The organism is Stenotrophomonas sp. Ste96 (assembly GCF_024519495.1).
Classification (GTDB): Bacteria; Pseudomonadota; Gammaproteobacteria; order Xanthomonadales; family Xanthomonadaceae; genus Stenotrophomonas; species Stenotrophomonas bentonitica_A.
In genome coordinates this window covers 250,237-265,046 of record NZ_JALJRX010000001.1, presented here as the reverse complement: position 1 = coordinate 265,046, position 14,810 = coordinate 250,237, and the positions used below count along the sequence as shown (strand labels likewise).

The following is a 14,810-nucleotide window of genomic DNA, read 5'->3' as shown; positions in this document are numbered from 1 at the left end:
CAGCTTAGCCGACCGGGACGCTCGATGGGCGGCCGGGTGAAGGCCGATTTCCATCCGGCGATGAGGAACGGTGATCAACAAATCACCAGCGTCGCGGCGAATGAGACTGAGTTGTCCACAGGGGGTGTGGATGACTCGTGGGCAAGTTTGTGGATAAGCCGCGTCGGCCCCCGCCGGTGCTCGCTGTCAAGATGGGTGGCCAAAAATTCACCGCAGGTCGTGCTGGCGTGAACGGCGCGGCAAGGCCGGGGTACGGCAGCGTAGGGTGGGCTGTCCGGGCGCGGGCCGCTCGCGGTACTCTCTTCCGATTGCCGCCACCCGATCTTTCATGAAACGTCACTTCTCGATGTTGCGCGAGTTCCACCTGGCCGACTGGTTCACCCTGGCCAACGCGTTCTGCGGCACCGGGGCGGTCTTTGCCGCCATGCGCTACCTGCAGGACGGCGAGCGCAGCTATCTGCTGTTCGGGATGGCCCTGATCCCGTTGGCTTTCATTTTCGATGCCCTGGACGGGCGCATCGCCCGCTGGCGCAAGTCCAGCTCCACGCTGGGCCGCGAGCTGGATTCACTGTCGGACATCATTTCCTTCGGCGTGGCGCCGGCCGCGCTGGCCTACGCCTGTGGCATGCAGGGCGGCTGGGACTGGCTGGTGCTGAGCTACTTCGTCTGCTGCGGTGTCAGCCGCCTGGCACGCTACAACGTGACCGCCGAGGCGCTGGCCGGCGAAGGCGACAAGGTGCCGTACTTCGAGGGCACCCCGATCCCGACCAGCCTGGCGCTGGTGGTGGTGCTGGCGGTGGCCGCCAGCGTCGGTGCGACCGGGCCAGACCTGTGGCTGGGCCAGTGGCAGCTCGGGCCGTGGCAGCTGCACCCGCTGGTGCTGCTGTTCGCGCTGTCCGGTTCGCTGATGATCAGCAAGACCCTGCGCATTCCCAAGCCGTGAGGCGCGGCGACGCGGCATTGCTATCATCGTTTCCCGAGACGGGAGGACGGTCATGACCACGGCGGGCAGCGGCAGCAGCGCAGGCGACGTAGAGGCCCTTGCGCGGCAGTATTTCAGTGCGTGGGGCGATGCCCTGCGGCACGCCGCAGCGCCGCCGGGCCAGGCGGCCGGCCCCGAAGGCCAGGGAAACTGGCAGCAGGCGATCGACTGGTGGGCGCAGATGATGCCCAACGCCGCCAGCGGGCCGGCCGACGAAGCCGTGCACCGTTTCCGTGAACAGGCCGGTGGCTGGTACGGCACCATGCAGCAGGTGGCGGCCCAGTTCGCCGGTCGCGACACCACCAGCGCCGAAGTCGCGCAGGCGTGGCGCACGGCGGTGCTGGGGCAGGGCGACGGGCTGCTGCAGTGGATGCTGCAGGGCGCCCGTGGTCATACCCAGGCCGAAGGCCCGGACCTGCTGCAGCTGCTGGAAACCCTGCAGCGCCAGCTCGGCCCGTGGCTGCAGAGCCCGGCGTTCGGCGCCGGCCGCGAGCATCAGGCCCGCTGGCAGGCCCTGCTGCGTGCGCAGCAGGACTACCAGGCGCACTCGCGCGATTACGTGGAGCAGATCAAGCAGGCGCTGGACGATGCGTTCACCCTGTTCGAGCAGCGCCTGGCCGAACACGAACAGCCGGGCAATCAGTTGACCAGTGCACGGGCGATGTTCGATCTGTGGATCGACGCGGCCGAAGAGGCCTACGCGAAGGTCGCGCTGTCCGAACCGTTCCAGGCGGTCTACGCCGCCCTCGGTAACGCCCAGATGCGGCTGCGCGCTGCAACCCAGCAGGAAATCGAACGGCTGACCGAGAGCTTCGGCCTGCCGACACGCACGGAAATGGATGCGGCACACCGCCGCATCGCCGAGTTGGAGCGGCTGGTGCGGCGCATGGCCGGCGGCGCAGGCGATGGCAGGCCCGCCACCCGGCCGGCCGCCTCGAAGAAGGCAGCTCCGACGAAGTCAGCTCCGAAGAAAGCAGCTCCGGAGAAGTCCGCTCCGAAGAAGGCAGCCGCGAAGAAGGCAGCCGCGAAGCAGGCAGCCCCGAAGAAGGTGGCACCAGAACAGAGCAAGGCACCCAAAACGGCTAAAGCCGCGAAAACCGCGAAAACCGCTACGGCCACCCAACCGGTGAAGGCCGCCGCCAAACCCCGGAAACGCAGCGCATGAAAGGTCCCCTGGGCTTCAACGCCGAAGACCTGCTGCAGGAAACGCTGGCCATGCAGCGCAAGCTGATGGATGGCCTGACGCTGCTGCCCTCGGTGGAGGATGTCGAGTACGGCGTCACCTCCCGCGAGGAAGTGTGGCGCGATGGCAAGGTCGCCCTGTACCGGTTTGTCGGCGGCCAGGCGCCGGTACGGCGGACGCCGCTGCTGATCGTCTATGCGCTGGTCAACCGGCCCTACATGGTCGACCTGCAGACAGACCGCTCGCTGGTGCAGAAACTGCTGGCGCTCGGCCACGATGTGTATGTACTGGATTGGGGCTATCCGGACCGCTCCGAGCGCTACCAGACGCTGGAGGATTACCTGCTGCGGTTCGTCGATGGCGCGGTGGACCACCTGCAGGCCCACAATGGCGGTGAGCCGATCAACATGCTCGGCATCTGCCAGGGCGGCGTGTTCGCGCTGTGCTACGCCGCGCTGCGCCAGCCCAAGCTGGCCAACCTGATCACGATGGTCACCCCGGTCGATTTCCACACCCCGGACAACATGCTCTCGCACTGGGCGCGGCAGGTGGACGTGGATCTGCTGGTGGACACGCTGGGCAACATCCCGGCCGATCTGATGAACGCCAGTTACCTGATGCTCAAGCCGTTCCGGCTCAACGTGCAGAAGTACGTCGGCCTGCTCGACATCCTCGATGACAAGGACGCGCTGGAGGATTTCCTGCGCATGGAAAAGTGGATCTTCGATTCGCCGGATCTGGCGGGCGAAGCGTTCCGTGATTTCATCAAGCAGTTCTACCAGGGCAACGGGCTCATGCACGATGGCGTACGCATCGGCGAGGAACATGTCGACCTCCAGCAGGTGACGTTGCCGGTACTGAACATCTACGCCGAACAGGACCACCTGGTGCCACCGGACGCATCACGCGCGCTGCGCGGCCGGATCGGCAGCGCCGACTACACCGAAAGCAGTTTCCGTGGCGGCCATATCGGCATCTACGTCTCCGGCCGCGCACAGCGCGAAGTGCCGGCGACCATCGACAACTGGCTGAAGGCCCGGGACGTGTAGAGTCGAGCTTGCTCGATTGCGGAATATGGATACGCTGGAGTGCCCGTCAGATGGATATGTGTATGGAGCAGCCAGCCGGTTTCGCCAGAAGCAACGTCGCCTTCAATGATTCGTCGCCAGCGGTCCCGGTCGAACTGATTGCAGCCATGGTACCTGGCAGGTTCCCGGGCAGAGACGACTTCATCGATTTCTATTCGAAGCACAATGGCGGCTACTTCGACGGCGGCGCAGTGTTCTATCGCGACGCATTCTACGAAGTGCTTGCGGGGGATTACAATCGGCTCGAAGTGGAGGCATTCAATTACATTGAGGTGGCCGGTATGCCCACCAATCCGCGACTGTTGTCGATAGCGGAAGTCATTGGGTCAGTGCATTTTTACTACCCCGAAATGCGTGAATTCCTCGAAACCCACATCCCCTTTGCCGGTGACTGCGGTGATAACAAATATTGGCTTGATACACAAACGGGAATTGTGAAGTTCACAGTTGCTGAGGACGAGTTCCATGCTGATGGCGTGACCGTTGTTGCTCCCGATTTCCCGTCCTTCCGTGCAAACATTCAGGGCATGGAACGTTGAATGAGGTTTTCCAGTGGCATCGCGTGACACCTACAATCAGGGCAAGCAAATTGGGAGCGCCATGGGATTTGTCCGAATTCATTGCCTCGCAGTTGCGTCTGCGGGACTTCTTCTGGCGACGTCAGGCGCATTGGCCGCGCCCAGCGCGCAGGCACAGCGCGAGATCGCGCAGTTGATCGGAAGCCTGGATGGCTCCCGGTGCCAGTTCCAGCGCAATGGCAGTTGGTACGGTCCCGCCGATGCGCGTTTGCACCTTCAGCGCAAGTACGACTACCTGCTCAGGAAGGACAAGGTGGACACCGCCGAGCAGTTCATCGAGCGCGCCGCCAGCCAGAGCAGCATGAGCGGCAAGCCGTACCGGATCGCCTGCCCGGGCCAGCCGGAGCAGACCGCGGCGGTCTGGTTCACCGCGCGGTTGGCGGCCCTGCGCCAACGCACCCCGTAGACATGGTTCGCGCTAGAGTCGGCATCTACCGGCTCGAGACCCCGTGCATGAACACACCGCCGCGCCCGCTGTCCCGCTCGCTCAACGACCGCATGATCGCCGGTGTCATGGGCGGCATTGCACATCGTTTCGGCTGGAACGTCACCCTGGTCCGGGTGCTGTTCGTGCTGATCTCGATCGGTTCGGCCGCGTTTCCGGGCATCCTGGTCTATCTGATCCTGTGGCTGCTGATCCCCAACGAGGCCGATTGAGCCTGTCGCCGGTGCTGCTGCGGGCACTACAGATGCTGGGCGCGGTCTGGACCTCGCCCAATACCCTGATCGGTCTCGCCGCGGGCACCACGGCGATGCTGGCTGGCGCACGTCCGTCCTGGAACGGGCGCGACTGCGCGGTCGTGTTCCGTGAATTTCCCTGGGGGCCGGGCGGGGCGATCACGCTGGGCAACGTGATACTGCATACCGGGCCGGTGCTCGACGTGCCGTGCCGGACCTACGCGCACCAGGCCGGTCACGCCACCGAGCCGGTGATCGGCCTGCACGACCACGAGCGCGCGCACGTCTACCAGTACCTGGTGCTGGGGCCGCTGTATCTGCCGGTGTACCTGCTGTGCGGTGGGGTCAGTGCACGCAACCCGTTCGAGCGCGCGGCCGATGTGTACGCGCTGCAGGGCCGCGGGTGGTGGCCACGGTGGCGTTATTTCCGCGTTAAATCCGTGTAAGAAAAACGTCGGCAACGCGACGTCATCTGCGTGCAAAAAAACGTTATTAGCCTGCATGACGAATCAGTCAGGTTTGACGGGGTAAGCTTGCAGCGTTGTATGAGCAACCGTTTTTCTGGAGGAACACATCACATGGCAATCGTTCTTTATGTCGGTGGTAGCAAGGATGGCGACAAGGGCCTGGTGCCGCATGGCTTCAGCAAATCCCAGGCCGAGACCGAGCAGGGCCCTGAGATCTACACCGAGCGGTTCATGGAACTGCAGGGCGTAGGCAAGGTGCGGGTGATGGCGCTGGAGTCGATGCGCGATGAGATCGTCCATCAACGCGCTGCCGTGCATTACCGGTAACCCGCAGCACCGCCAAGGCGCCCGTTGATCAAGGGCGCCCGCGCCGGCATCCCGGCCCCACGCAAGGATGCCGGCGTGAACGCAGGACCCCTCGTGTGGTCACCGCCACGGGGCGACAGGTTCGGACCGGACTGTCAACGGCTTTCCCCGGCCGCCCGGCATCGCCAGAATGGGTTCTTTCCGCAAAGCGGCTCCGGCCGGAAGCAATGCCTGACATCAAGCTCGCGCAGCAGATCGCCCAGACCATCGCCGATGAGATCGGTGCCCAGACCGCCCAGGCCCTGGCCGCCATCGCCCTGTTGGACGAAGGCGCCAGCGTTCCGTTCATCGCCCGCTACCGAAAGGAAGTCACTGGCGGCCTGGACGACACCCAGCTGCGCAATCTCGAAACGCGCCTGACCTACCTGCGTGAACTGGAAGACCGCCGCGCCGCGGTGCTGTCCAGCATCGACGAACAGGGCAAGCTCACCGATGAGCTGCGCAACGAGATCCTCGGCGCGGACACCAAGTCGCGCCTGGAAGATCTCTATCTGCCGTTCAAGCCCAAGCGCCGCACCCGTGCCCAGATCGCGCGTGAGGCCGGCCTGGAGCCCTTGGCCGACGGCCTGCTGGCGGATCCGGGTCTGGATCCGCAGGTCTTCGGCGCGACCTTCGTCGATACCGACAAGGGCGTGGCCGACGTCAAGGCAGCGCTGGAAGGCGCCCGCGCCATCCTGATGGAGCGCTGGGGCGAGGATGCCGCGCTGGTTGGCGAGCTGCGCACCTGGCTGGGCGAGAACGGCGTGATCCGCGCGCGTGTCGCCGAGGGCAAGGAAGAGCAGGGCGCCAAGTACCGCGACTACTTCGAACATTCCGAATCGCTGGCGAAGATCCCGTCGCACCGCCTGCTGGCGCTGTTCCGCGCACGCCGCGAGGAAATCCTGTTCCTGGAGCTGGACCCGGGCAGCGATGCCGAGGCCGGCAATCTGTACGCCGAGGGCCGCGTCGCGCACAACGCGGGCATCCGCGATGCCGGCCGCCCGGGCGACCGTTGGCTGCTGGACGCCTGCCGCCTGACCTGGCGCGCCAAGCTGCACATGCACCTGCTGCTGGACCTGTTCAACCAGGCCCGCGAAAAAGCCGAGGCCGAGGCGATCTCGGTGTTCGGTGACAACCTCAAGGACCTGCTGCTGTCCGCCCCGGCCGGCCCGAAGGCCGTGCTCGGCCTCGACCCGGGCATCCGCACTGGCTGCAAGATCGCCGTGGTCGATGCCACCGGCAAGCTGGTCGCCACCGACACCATCTACCCGCACGAGCCGCGCCGCCAGTGGGACCAGTCGCTGCACACGATCAAGCAGCTGTGCGTGCAGCACAACGTGGAACTGATCGCGATCGGCAACGGCACGGCCAGCCGTGAGACCGACAAGCTGGCCGGTGAGGTGATCAAGGCGCTGGGCGATACCAAACTGCAGAAGATCGTGGTCAGCGAGGCCGGTGCCTCGGTGTACTCGGCCTCGGAGTTCGCGGCCAGGGAATTTCCGAACCTGGACGTGTCCATCCGCGGCGCGGTGTCGATCGCCCGTCGCCTGCAGGATCCGCTGGCCGAGCTGGTCAAGATCGAACCCAAGGCGATCGGCGTGGGCCAGTACCAGCACGACGTGGACCAGTACCGCCTGGCGCGCGCGCTGGATGCGCGCGTGGAGGACTGCGTCAACGCGGTCGGCGTGCACGTCAATACCGCCTCGGCCGCGCTGCTCTCGCGCGTGTCCGGGCTGTCATCCACCGTGGCCGAGAACATCGTGCGGCATCGCGACGACAACGGTCCGTTCAAGCGCCGCAAGGACCTGCTGAAAGTGCCGCGCCTGGGCGAGAAGACCTTCGAGCAGTGCGCCGGCTTCCTGCGCATCGCCGATGGCGACCAGCCACTGGATGCGTCTTCGGTGCACCCGGAAGCCTACCCGGTGGTGGAGCGCATCGTGGCGGCCACCGCACGCCCGATCAAGGCACTGATCGGCGACGGCAGCTTCCTGCGCGGGCTCAAGGCCGAGCAGTTCACCGACGAGACCTTCGGTGTGCCGACCGTGCGCGACATCCTGAAAGAGCTGGAGAAGCCCGGCCGCGATCCACGTCCGGAGTTCAAGGCGGCCCGCTTCGCCGACGGTGTCGAGGAACTGAAGGACCTCAAGGTCGGCATGGTCCTGGAAGGCGTGGTCAGCAACGTGGCTGCGTTCGGTGCCTTCGTGGACATCGGCGTGCACCAGGATGGGCTGATCCACATCTCCGCGCTGTCGGACACCTACGTCAAGGACCCGCGTGACGTGGTCAAGGCCGGTGACATCGTCAAGGTGAAGGTGCTGGAGGTCGACGTGGCGCGCAAGCGCATCGCGCTGACCCGCCGCCTGGATGACACCCCGGCCCCGGCCAAGGCCCCGGGCGAGCGCGACGCGCGCCCGGCCGGTGGCGGCCGCCGCGACGGTGGGGCGGGCAATGGCCCGCGCAACGGCAACCGCGGCGGCCCGTCCGGCCCCCGTCCGGGCAGCGCGGCACCGCCGGCCAACAATGCGCTGGCCGATGCCTTCGCCCGGGCCAAGCGCGGCGGCTGAGCCTGCTGCCGTTGCCTGCCAGGGGCCGCCTTCGGGCGGCCTTTGGCGTTTTCGGGGGTCTGGGTGGCCGTGGGCACTTCTGGTTTGACGCATGTTTACGCACACTTCCCGTTGAATGCCCGTAGGGTGGGTGGACGGCGGGGAGCCCAGATGACAGACGACCAGGCAGGACCGGGCAACCGGGCGGGCCGCAGCGCCGATCACCGCGCTGCGGCAGGGCTGTGCGCGGCCTGCCGGCGCGGAGGGCGCCCATGAGCCAGTCACCGACCAGCGCCTCCGACGCTGCCGAAGCGCTGCGTGAGATGGCCGAGCAGCGCCATCGGCTTGAAATGATCATCGAAGGCACCGCGGCCGGCACCTGGGAATGGAACATCCCGGGCGGGCAGATGCGGGTCAACGAGCGCTGGGCGGAGATCGTGGGCTACACCCGCGAGGAACTCGCCCCGATCACGCCCGAGACCTTCTTCCGGCTGGTGCATCCCGACGATCTGGCCCAATCCAACGCGCTGCTCAGCGCGCATCTGGAGGGCCGCTCGCCGCACTACGACAGCCTGTGCCGGATGCGCCACAAGCAGGGCCACTGGATCTGGGTGCAGGACCGTGGCCGCGTCTACGAACGCGATGCGCAGGGCCACCCACTGTGGATGGCAGGTGCCCATGCCGACGTCACCGATCTGCAGCAGGCCCGGCAGGACGCGGCCAACATGCGCCAGCGCCTGCAGGCGGTGGTGGATGCATCCGATGAGGTTGCGGTGATCGCCACCGATGTCGATGGAGTGGTCAACCTGTTCAATACCGGCGCCCAGAAGCTGCTGGGTTACCGGCCCGAGGAGGTGATCGGGCGGGTCAACCCCGGGCTGTTCCATGATCCGGACGAGATGCGTGCCTACCTGCAGCCCCAGATGGATGCGGAGGGGCGGATGCCGACCATTTTCGAGGCACTGACCGCGCACGCTGCCCAAGGCACGTGGTCGCACCAATGGACCTTCCTGCGCAAGGACGGCGAGCGGCGCCAGGTGCGGTTGTCGATCAGCCCACTGGACGGCGCGGGGGGCAGCCGGATCGGCTATGTCGGCATGGCGGTCGATCTCACCCCGCTGCTGCAGGTGCGCGAGCAGGCCTTCGTCGCGGCCGAGAAGTTTGCCGGGGCGTTCTCTTCGGCGGCGCTGGGCATGGCCCTGGTCTCGCTGGAAGGGCGTTGGCTGGACGTCAACGATTCGCTGTGCGGCATCCTCGGTTACACCCGTGCCGAACTGCTGCAGATCGACTTCCAGACACTGACGCATCCGGATGACCTGCACACCGACCTGGCCCTGCTCGGTGACCTGCTGGCCGGCCGTCGCGAGCACTACCACATGGAGAAGCGCTATCTGGGCAAGGCCGGCAACCTGGTCTGGGGGAGGCTGTCGGTCTCGCTGGTGCGCACCGAGAATGGCGAGCCGCTGCATTTCGTTTCGCAGATCCAGGACGTGACCGCGCAGCGGCTCAGCGGCCAGCAGCTGCGCGAATCCGAGCAGCGCACCCGCGTCACCCTGGATGCGGTGGCCGACATGGTGCTCACCCTGGATCTGCACGGGGGCATCCAGTACGCCAATGCCGCGGCCACGCGCGCGCTGGCCGGGGAGGGCGCCGAGGCCCTGGCCGGCAGCCAGCTGCAGGAGGTGATGGAACTCACCACCGAGTACGCGCCGCGCTCACCGCTGGATGTGGCCGTGCTGCTCGACCCGGACAGCAACGCGGTCGATCTGCATTCGGACCTGTTGCTGTCGGTCGGTGCCCACCTGCTGCCGGTCGACCTTACCCGTGCCTGGCTGCGCGATGAGCAGGGGCAGGTCAGCGGCGCGGTCTGGGTGATCCGTGATGTCACCCAGCAGCGCGCCCGCCAGCGCGAAGCCCGGCATCTGGCCGAGATCGACCCGCTGACCGAACTGAGCAACCGGCGCGGTTTCGAGGCGCACCTGCAACAGGCCATCACCCGGGTCGCGCGGACCGGGCAGTCGGCCTCGTTGATGTACATCGACCTGGACCATTTCAAGCCAGTCAACGATACCCACGGCCATCTGGCCGGCGATGCCGTGCTGTGGGCGGTGGCCAGCGTGCTGCGGCACGGCGTGCGCGATTCGGACATCGTGGCGCGGCTGGGCGGCGACGAGTTCGCGGTGATCCTGGCCGGCTGTTCGCTCAAGCGTGCCCGCCGCATCGCCAGCGACCTGCTCGAGGCGATGCGCGGGTTGTCCATCCCCTGGGATCAGCGCCGGTTGAGCGTGGGGGCCAGCATCGGCATCGCCCCCCTGTTCGGGGGCATGAGCGTGGATGATGCCGTGGCCGCCGCCGACGCCCAGTGCTACCGGGCCAAGGCGATGGGGCGCGACAACGTGCAGGTCGAAGCCCAGGCGCTGGGTGCGGTCGACCCGCTGGACGCCCTCGATGCCAGCGAAAGCGGCGAGTAGGCGCCGGGCCAGTCTGCATCACAGGGCGGGGATGCTGGCCCTAAAGCTTTCAGAACGCGCGCCGTTATATGACTCGCAGTTGCTGCCTGTCTGCTCACGTGGATATCTGGCCGTACACCTTGTTCATGGTTCATGTTCACCGGCTTGCCCGGTGTTTGAAGTCCATCGAAGCAACGTCATCCCCACTGGCGGTCTTCGTGAGTCCCAGCCAACGGAATACCGCCACCGGGCCACCGCCCGGCGCTGACCTATTCGCTAACAGGACACCGAGGTCTAGAGATGATTACTTCAGGCTTGCACACGCATGTGCCAGGTCGTGGCAACGACGCCGACGCCGGCTCGTTGTGGCGTTCGCTCACGGCATTGTTCATTTCCCGACGCGCCGCCCAAGGCGCTGCGGCATCGGCCGCCCTGCAGCGGCAGGCCGAGCTGGAGCACCAGGTCAAGGCCCTGCATCGGGTCCAGGCGGTGATCGAGTTCCATCTCGATGGCACCATCGTCCATGCCAACGACAACTTCCTGCAGACGCTGGGCTACACCCTGGAGGAGATCCAGGGCAAGCATCACGCGATGTTCGTCGATGCCGAGTACGCGCAGAGCCGGGAGTACCGCGACTTCTGGGCCAACCTGGGCCGCGGTGAGTTCGATGCGGGCCAGTACCGGCGGATCGGCAAGGGTGGCCGCGAGATCTGGATCCAGGCGTCCTACAACCCGGTGTTCGACAGCAACGGGCGGCCGTACAAGGTGGTCAAGTTCGCGACCGACATCACCGCGCAGAAATTCCAGGCGGCCGACTTCGCCGGGCAACTGGCGGCCATCAACAAATCACAGGCGGTGATCGAGTTCGACCTTGAAGGTCGCATTCTGGCCGCCAACGAGAACTTCCTCGCTGCCATGGGCTACGCATTGGAGGAGGTGCGCGGGCAGCATCATTCGATGTTCGCCGAACCCGAGCATCGCCAGAGCGCGGAGTACCGCGCGTTCTGGGCGAAACTGGGCCGTGGCGAGTACGATGCCGGCCAGTACAAGCGACTGGGCAAAGGCGGGCGCGAGGTCTGGATCCAGGCCTCGTACAACCCGATCTATGACATGAACGGACGCCCGTTCAAAGTGGTCAAGTACGCCACCGATATCACCGCGCAGGTGCGTGACACCCTGGCGCTGCAGCAGGCCGTCGCGCAGACACGCGAAGTGGTGGCCGCAGCGCAGGCCGGCGATCTGACCGGCCATATCGCCACCCAGGACAAGACCGGCCCGATCGCCGAACTGTGCGAGGGCATCAATGCGCTGGTCGAGACGATGGCCGGCATCATCGCCCAGATCAAACTGGCCGCGGACACCATCGCGGTGGGCGCCAGCGAGATCGCTGAAGGCAACAGTGACCTGTCCGTGCGCACTGAACAACAGGCGGCCTCGCTGGAGGAAACCGCCGTGTCGATGAAGGGACTGACTACCACCGTGCGCCGCACCGCCGACAATGCCCGCCAGGCCAATCAGCTGGCCGGTGGCGCGGTCGAGGTGGCGGCGCAGGGTGGGCAGGTGGTGCACGAGGTGGTTTCGACCATGTCGCTGATCAACGACTCCTCGCGCCGTATCGTCGACATCATCGGGGTGATCGACGGCATCGCGTTCCAGACCAACATCCTGGCGCTCAATGCGGCAGTGGAGGCGGCGCGCGCGGGTGAACATGGCCGCGGTTTTGCCGTGGTCGCCTCGGAAATCCGCTCGCTGTCGCAGCGTTCGGCCGAGGCCGCCAAGGAGATCAAGCAGCTGATCGGCGACTCGGTCGAGAAAGTCGGGGCGGGCACGCGCCAGGTCGAGAGCGCGGGGCGCACCATGGACGAGATCGTGGTCAGCGTGAAGCGCGTAAGCGATCTGATGGCCGATATCAGCGCCGCCGCCCAGCAGCAGAGCGAGGGCATCGAGCAGATCAACCAGGTGGTCGAGCACATCGACGAGAGCACGCAGCAGAACGCCGCGCTGGTGGAGGAGGCGTCGGCGGCTGCCCGCAGCATGGAAGAGCAGTCCACCCGGCTGCTGCAGACGGTGGCGGCGTTCCGGGTGGCGGGGACAGGTGCGCCTCGCGCGGCGCACCTCAATCCCACTGCTGGCCAGCCCGCACTGCGTCTGGTCTGACTGCCGTGCGGGAACCGCCGACCGCGCGCCGCGGCAAACAGACCCTGCCGCCGATTGCGCCGGTGGAGTAGTGGCCGCGGCGCTGTCGAGCCGCCGCACAACGAAAAACGCCCCGGATCCGTCGATCCGGGGCGTTCTGGTTTTCCATGGTGCCGAAGGTGGGACTCGAACCCACACGCTTTTAAGGGCGGCGGATTTTGAGTCCGCTGCGTCTACCGATTCCGCCACTTCGGCTGGCTGGCCGCGTAGTGTATACAAGATGTGGAGGTTTGTGCAGACCTGAATGCTTAAGTCGGCGTCAGGGTTTCACCTACACAGGACGCTATACTCATCGCGCTGAACCATACAGGGAGTCGTCATGAGCGCGCTGCAGGATCTTCGGGTGCTGGTGGTCGAGAACGACGAAATGAGTGCGGCGCTGCTGCAGATGCAGCTGGCACAGTCCGGCGCCGTGGTGGTGGGGTTGGCCGCGTCGGTGCCGGAGGCACTGCGCCTGCTCGGCGAGACCCGGCCCCAGGTGGTGCTGCTGGATTACCGCCTGGCCAACAACGAGACCAGTGAGGCGGTGGCTGCGGCCCTGGCGGCCCGCCAGATCCCCTTCGTGCTGGCCACCGGCATGGCCACCGAGCATCTGCCCGAGGCCTTCCGCTCGGGCATCATCCTGACCAAGCCCTACCTGACGGCCGAATTGAACGCCGCACTGGGGCGCGCACGGGCAGGGGACTCGGTCACCGGCTGAGGGGGCGTCATGCCGCTTCGGCGTGCGCCAGTGATACCGGTTCGCGGTCGTCCAGGATCCGGTACAGCGCGGCCAGGTCTGCCGGGTCGGGGTTCAACCAGGCATCGAGATGTTCGCGCCGGATCGGCACGATACAGCGGTCATGGCCGGTACGCGCCACCTCCGTGGGCGGCTCGTCGGTGATCGCGGCGAACGACAACAGCCGGCCTTCCGGGCCTTCCCATTCCGACCACAGGCAGGCGATCAGCAGATCGCGCGGCGGCTGCGGGCTGAATTGGAGCACGACGTTCTCGGATTTCTCGCCCGGCGACAGCAGGCGCTGCTCCAGTGCGTGACGCGGCACGTGCTCGTAGAACGACTGCACCACCACCACGCCATGCCGGTGGCCGAACGCGGATTTCCAGTAGGCCTCCAGGCTGTCACGGCGAGCGTTGTAGGTGCCGGGATAGAGCACGTCGTTGCGCGCGGGTTTGTCCGGCAGCCGGCACTGGTAGCGCATCGGTTTGATCACGCGCTGGCCCTGTTCGGACACGATCACCGGGGCGTAGACCCCCGGGAAAATGCGGCTGTCGCGCGGCACCAGGCCGGCGCGCTGCAGATCGGACAGGCGCGTCTGCGCGCGTTCGATCCGGTTGCCGGCCACGCGCACCTCGTTGCGTGCCTTCTGCGTGGGGCGTGCGGCCAACTGCTCCTCGGCCACGCGCAGGCGTGCGCCCTGCACGCGCACCTCCTCATCCAGTGCCTGCATTTCCTCGGCATGCCATTGCTGGATCCGGGCCACGATCTCCTGGCCCTGCGCGGTGCGGGCGCCGGCAAAGCCATCGTCCATTGCCTTGGGGGTTTTGGGGCGCTGCTTGCCGGCGTCGTGCGCGTAAAGCTGGGCGAACTCGTCCAGCGACATCATGGCGCCGTACTCACGGACCAGCTTGGTGTAGTCGGCGCGGATCTGGGCGGAATAGCACATGGCGGGGGCGGCAGCGCGCAGGGAGGGCGGAGGGGACAGGATAGGCCGATGGGTCGCAGATACTGCGAATCCGTTCGGGCATGCTGAGCGTCCATTCATTGCCGGATCCGCGTCATGTCGCTGCCTGCTGGTGTTCATTGCATCCCCCTGCCACCCAGCGTGGAGGAATACCGTGCCCTGCGCGTGCTGGCCGGGCTGAGCCCGAAAACCGCCGAGGCGGCGGCGCGTGGCCTGCCCAATACCGTCTTCGGTGTGAGCCTGCGCGAAGGAGATCGCCTGTTGGCGATGGGCCGGATCATCGGTGATGGCGGCTGCTTCCTGCAGGTGGTGGATATCGCCGTGGTCCCGGATCGCCAGGGGCAGGGCCTGGGCAAGGCCGTGATGGCCCAGCTCGATGCCTGGCTGCGCACGAATGCCATCGGCGCCTATGTGAGCCTGATCGCTGATGGGCAGGCGCATCGGCTGTATGCGCAGTTCGGCTTTACCTTGACCGCGCAGCGCTCGGTGGGCATGGCGAAGGTCGTAGCGTAGGGCCCATAAACAAACAGCCCCGACCAAAGTCAGGGCTGTGTGTTTGAAGCTGGCGTCCCCACGGGGATTCGAACCCCGGTCGCCACCGTGAAAGGGTGATGTCCT

14 protein-coding genes and 1 tRNA gene are annotated in these 14,810 nt (G+C 66.4%); 13 read left to right on the top strand and 2 right to left on the bottom strand.

Translation table 11 applies throughout. The features are described from left to right. Positions 1 to 328: 328 nt before the first annotated feature. The 11 genes from OC373_RS01220 to OC373_RS01170 all read left to right on the top strand — a co-directional run bounded on the left by OC373_RS01220 (position 329) and on the right by OC373_RS01170 (position 12,471). Entirely contained in the window at positions 329 to 943 is a 615-nt protein-coding gene (locus OC373_RS01220; RefSeq protein ID WP_019184144.1) for a CDP-alcohol phosphatidyltransferase family protein, read from the top strand. Between the two features lie 52 nt (positions 944 to 995). Further along, positions 996 to 2,147, top strand: a complete 1,152-nt coding sequence (gene phaE, locus OC373_RS01215; protein ID WP_261996849.1) for a class III poly(R)-hydroxyalkanoic acid synthase subunit PhaE — start codon at positions 996 to 998, stop codon at positions 2,145 to 2,147. Then, positions 2,144 to 3,214, top strand: a complete 1,071-nt coding sequence (gene phaC / locus OC373_RS01210) for a class III poly(R)-hydroxyalkanoic acid synthase subunit PhaC (protein ID WP_261996848.1) — start codon at positions 2,144 to 2,146, stop codon at positions 3,212 to 3,214. Before phaE ends, phaC begins: the two co-directional genes overlap by 4 nt. Positions 3,215 to 3,276: 62 nt before the next feature. Beyond that, positions 3,277 to 3,792 (top strand): SMI1/KNR4 family protein, encoded by a 516-nt coding sequence (locus tag OC373_RS01205; protein ID WP_261996847.1) that lies wholly within the window; start codon positions 3,277 to 3,279, stop codon positions 3,790 to 3,792. 61 nt (positions 3,793 to 3,853) lie between these two features. After that, positions 3,854 to 4,237, top strand: coding sequence for a YfeK family protein (locus OC373_RS01200; RefSeq protein ID WP_261997325.1), 384 nt, complete (start codon positions 3,854 to 3,856; stop codon positions 4,235 to 4,237). A gap of 47 nt (positions 4,238 to 4,284) precedes the next feature. Next, positions 4,285 to 4,488 (top strand): PspC domain-containing protein, encoded by a 204-nt coding sequence (locus OC373_RS01195; protein ID WP_019184139.1) that lies wholly within the window; start codon positions 4,285 to 4,287, stop codon positions 4,486 to 4,488. Positions 4,489 to 4,520: 32 nt separating this feature from the next. Continuing rightward, positions 4,521 to 4,955 carry a hypothetical protein gene (locus OC373_RS01190; protein ID WP_051010514.1) on the top strand — a complete coding sequence of 145 codons (435 nt, stop codon included), beginning with the start codon at positions 4,521 to 4,523 and terminating at the stop codon, positions 4,953 to 4,955. Positions 4,956 to 5,087: 132 nt separating this feature from the next. Then, positions 5,088 to 5,303, top strand: coding sequence for a hypothetical protein (locus tag OC373_RS01185; RefSeq protein ID WP_261996846.1), 216 nt, complete (start codon positions 5,088 to 5,090; stop codon positions 5,301 to 5,303). A 206-nt stretch (positions 5,304 to 5,509) separates the two neighbouring features. Further along, on the top strand, positions 5,510 to 7,885 hold the full coding sequence (locus OC373_RS01180) for a Tex family protein (RefSeq protein WP_261996845.1): 2,376 nt from the start codon (positions 5,510 to 5,512) through the stop codon (positions 7,883 to 7,885). A 251-nt stretch (positions 7,886 to 8,136) separates the two neighbouring features. After that, positions 8,137 to 10,335: a PAS domain S-box protein gene (locus OC373_RS01175; protein ID WP_261996844.1), complete on the top strand. Its 2,199-nt coding sequence runs from the start codon at positions 8,137 to 8,139 to the stop codon at positions 10,333 to 10,335. A 279-nt stretch (positions 10,336 to 10,614) separates the two neighbouring features. Further along, the gene (locus OC373_RS01170; RefSeq protein WP_315985444.1) at positions 10,615 to 12,471 is read left to right on the top strand and encodes a methyl-accepting chemotaxis protein; all 1,857 of its coding nucleotides are present in this window, start codon (positions 10,615 to 10,617) and stop codon (positions 12,469 to 12,471) included. A gap of 147 nt (positions 12,472 to 12,618) precedes the next feature. Here OC373_RS01170 and OC373_RS01165 read toward each other — a convergent pair. Then, positions 12,619 to 12,705, bottom strand: a tRNA-Leu gene (locus OC373_RS01165). Positions 12,706 to 12,829: 124 nt separating this feature from the next. Between OC373_RS01165 and OC373_RS01160 the strand changes: the two genes are divergently transcribed. Continuing rightward, a complete protein-coding gene (locus tag OC373_RS01160) occupies positions 12,830 to 13,210 on the top strand; it encodes a response regulator (RefSeq protein ID WP_070425340.1) in 381 nt (126 codons plus the stop codon). A gap of 7 nt (positions 13,211 to 13,217) precedes the next feature. Here OC373_RS01160 and OC373_RS01155 read toward each other — a convergent pair whose 3' ends face one another. Continuing rightward, on the bottom strand, positions 13,218 to 14,174 hold the full coding sequence (locus OC373_RS01155) for an SOS response-associated peptidase (RefSeq protein ID WP_261996843.1): 957 nt from the start codon (positions 14,172 to 14,174) through the stop codon (positions 13,218 to 13,220). A gap of 114 nt (positions 14,175 to 14,288) precedes the next feature. Between OC373_RS01155 and OC373_RS01150 the strand changes: the two genes are divergently transcribed. Then, positions 14,289 to 14,705 (top strand): GNAT family N-acetyltransferase, encoded by a 417-nt coding sequence (locus tag OC373_RS01150; RefSeq protein WP_261996842.1) that lies wholly within the window; start codon positions 14,289 to 14,291, stop codon positions 14,703 to 14,705. The last annotated feature ends 105 nt before the right edge of the window (positions 14,706 to 14,810 follow it).